Here is a 3,394-nt window from a genome sequence, read left to right as displayed (position 1 = left end):
TAGTACCTTGGGGAGAATTATTAGTAGGATTAGGTCTTATTATTGGTTTCCTACCAAAAACCGCTGTATTCTTTGGAATGGTTATGAACTTTGCTTATATGTTTAGTGGTACAACGAGTACAAATCCCCAGTTAGTGCTTCTTTCTATGTTTATCTTATTAGCTGGTGCGAATGCTGGAAAATGGGGCGTTGATGGCTTACTTGCAAAATATAACATTCATCTATTCTCTAAATCCCCAAGTTCACCAGATTCAGATGATTCTAAAAGGGTAGCGTAACAAAATAGCTTATAGATTCAAATAAAACCACCTCAAGCTTCCATATTGGAGTTGAGGTGGTTTTTTTACTTCACTAGCAAATAATTATAGATTTTCTTAACTTCCCCTATAAACCTGATACCCATAAGGAGAGATCAACAACGGGACATGATAATGAGACGCAAGATTCGAAATGCCAAATCGAACGGGAACTTTATCTAGAAAAGGTGGCTCTAGTAACGTTACCCCTAGACCTTTAAAATAATCACCAATATGAAAAACAAGTTCGTATTCGCATGCTTCCATTTCCTCTGGCAAAAGCAAAGGTAGTCCGGGTCTACCGTCTTCATTTGTCACTACTGTTTTTAGCCATTCCCGCTTTTGAAGCCGTAACATATACAGTTCAATTTTCACATGAGCAGCCGGATGACCGCTCGCTATATCTAAAACATGAGTTGTTAGTCCTGACATAAGCTCTCCTCTTACCCCAGTGTCGTTTCTTTCGTAGCACTATTCAATGCATAATTCATATTTTCTTTCGTAACGGTGAATACCTGGAACCCATAAGGTGGTCGCGGTTCTGTATAAACTTTTCCAATAGATCCGGGTATTTCATCCACAACTGTTTCCCACGTATGATTTTGTGATTCAAAGGTTACTTCTAATAATTGCGGGAACCTCATTAGAATACGGCTACCAATCTCATAAATTAAATTTTGAATCGACGGTGTTTCTAATTCATGAAAAGTCGAAGAAGCAATATCTTTAATTTGTTCCGCCGCAACATAGTTGAACGGGTTAGTACCGAATGCATCTTCTGTTTCTTCGTACACCCAATGAATATTCAAATAGATAAATAGCGGACGATTTCCGTCTTCAGGTAAAGTCGTATACTCATCACGAATAAAGCCAACAAAGGAATTCCCACTTACTTTAATCAACTGTAAATCGAGAATCGCACTACTTTGTTTAAGAATCGCTGTACCATCCTCTGAACGCGCCATTTCAATTTGGGACTGGGCCCGTTCATTTCGAGATCTCTTAAACACGAGATTGCTCGTTTTCAACCGCTTCGATGAAGATTCTGTCACAGGTTCAAATGTTACATCCTCAGCAATCATAGTAATCGTTTCAATATGCGAATACATATTTAAGAATTGCTCCGCTACGTATGCTACAAACCCCTCGGACGTAGAGCCCTCATAATGGGCCAAATGTCTTTGAATAAAATTCTTCATCGAGTCCGTTGCCACAACCATGGAATTATCCCCTTCTGTAAATGAAGGAATGAATTGTTTACCGGAAATCGCTACCTTTACATTTAATCCAAATAGAATGTTATCCCTACCCTCAAAATCAGACTCAGGTATGGTTCGAATGCCCGTTAATGGTTTTACATACGTTCGGTAGGCGAACACATCGCCCTTACCATAGCAAAGTGTTTGTTCAGATGATTTATTTTTCATCAAAATGTCCCCCTAACAGATTATTTTTTCTTGTAAACGAAAGAAAGCAATTTTATAAATTTCCGACAGTGCAGTCTCAAACTCAACTAGTTGTGAATGGTTCGCTCTTGTTTCCATCGCTTTGTAGATATCCTGTTTATCCTTCCCTTTGACTGCTAGGATAAAGGGAAAACCGAACTTCTTCATGTACCTCTCATTAAGCGTAAGAAAACGATTATATTCCTCTTCCGTGAGCTCCTTTAGCCCTGCTCCCTGTTGTTCTACATTTGAGTCCTTACTCATTGCCACCCTTTCCCCTAGATTTGGATGCTTTTGAATAAGCAAAAGCTTCTCCTCATTTGTCGCATGCTTTACAATGGCAACCATCGCTGCATGCAACTCCTCTAACGAAGTAAAGGGTTTTGATATGGCTGCCTTGGCTGCAATCCACGGTGAATGTTCAAATATACCACCTAGCATAGCTGTAAACTCATCATTACTTGTTTCATTTAAAGATTGAAGGGTTATCACTGTATAGATCACCTCTAAAAACTGAATTTGAATCATGCTACTTCCGAAAATAATTACATATTTTGTAATTAAAAGTAACACAACTTCCCGTTTTTTATAATTTACTAATTAATTTTATCCAAATTATACCTTATTTAAATTTGAAGATAATAAAAATGTTAGATTTTCTTACAATATAAGTAATTTTTATTTTATTTCTTGCTACTATTATAGAAAACAACTGGAAATAGAAAGGATGAGGATCCGTATGACTGAGACCAGTTTTCCTGTAAAGAAAAAAAGAGAGACTCCCTTTCCGCGAGACTGCACATTCAGTAAAGAAGATTGGACCGTACTTGCTAACTATTGGTATCCCATTTCACGGATTGATGAAATTTCGGAAAAACCTTTGGCAGTTAAACTGCTCGATGTGGACCTTGTTGTTTACAAAACAAATGAAAAAATAATAGTGGCGCGGGATCTTTGCCTGCACAGAGGGACCCCGCTCAGTATGGGCTGGGTCGAAGGAGACAATATCGTCTGTCCCTATCATGGGTTTAGCTATGGACCAACCGGAAATTGTACATCCATTCCCGCCCATCCAGATGCTAACATTTCACCTCGATTATGTCTTACCATCTATCCAGTAGCATTGCGATATGGGCTCCTTTGGACTACCTTAACAGGTGAGGAAGAAACCATACCACCGCTCAATGCATGGGATGACGAGAACTACCTGAACATTCTTCCCCCCACGATTGATATAGATGGCTCAGCTGGGCGGCAAATAGAAGGATTTTTAGATGTTTCTCATTTTGCTTGGGTTCATCATAAATCATTTGGCAGCAGAGAGAATCCCTTTGTTCCAAGCTATCAGGTTGAAAAAACAGATTACGGCTTACATGCAGAGTATGTAAGTACCGTAAGCAATTATCCAAAAGGCGCAGAGCATCTCGCACCACCTGATTTTAAATGGCTTCGTGTATTTGATATCTATCCCCCTCTTGCTGCAAGTCTTACTGTTCACTTTCCGAACAATGGTCAACTGCACATTTTAAATGTGCCATGTCCGATTTCTGCTCGGAAAACACGGCTGTTTTCTCCGATGGCTCGTAATTTTGATAAAGATGCGCCAATTGAATTTACGTACGAATTTAATTTACGTATTTTTAATGAGGACCG

2 protein-coding genes and 2 pseudogenes are annotated in these 3,394 nt (G+C 39.0%); 2 read left to right on the top strand and 2 right to left on the bottom strand.

Annotation, left to right across the window (positions count from 1 at the left end; translation table 11 throughout):
* Nucleotides 1-278, top strand: a pseudogene (locus tag AC11ZT_RS10840) (hypothetical protein); the annotation flags it as partial.
* Between the two features lie 96 nt (nucleotides 279-374).
* On the opposite strand, the gene uraH reads toward AC11ZT_RS10840, so the two are convergent.
* Both uraH and pucL read right to left on the bottom strand, forming a co-directional pair.
* Nucleotides 375-728, bottom strand: coding sequence for a hydroxyisourate hydrolase (gene uraH / locus AC11ZT_RS10835; RefSeq protein WP_484059603.1), 354 nt, complete (start codon nucleotides 726-728; stop codon nucleotides 375-377).
* Between the two features lie 11 nt (nucleotides 729-739).
* A pseudogene (pucL, locus tag AC11ZT_RS10830) lies at nucleotides 740-2,233 on the bottom strand (factor-independent urate hydroxylase).
* A 247-nt stretch (nucleotides 2,234-2,480) separates the two neighbouring features.
* On the opposite strand from pucL, the gene AC11ZT_RS10825 reads away from it, so the two are divergent.
* Nucleotides 2,481-3,394, top strand: a 914-nt coding sequence (locus tag AC11ZT_RS10825) for a Rieske 2Fe-2S domain-containing protein (protein ID WP_484059602.1), incomplete at its 3' end; no start/stop codon positions are given.

The sequence above is a fragment of the Ectobacillus sp. genome (assembly GCF_056992975.1).
The sequence above is the reverse complement of the archived record's forward strand: the minus strand, read 5'-3'. Positions and strand labels throughout refer to the sequence as shown.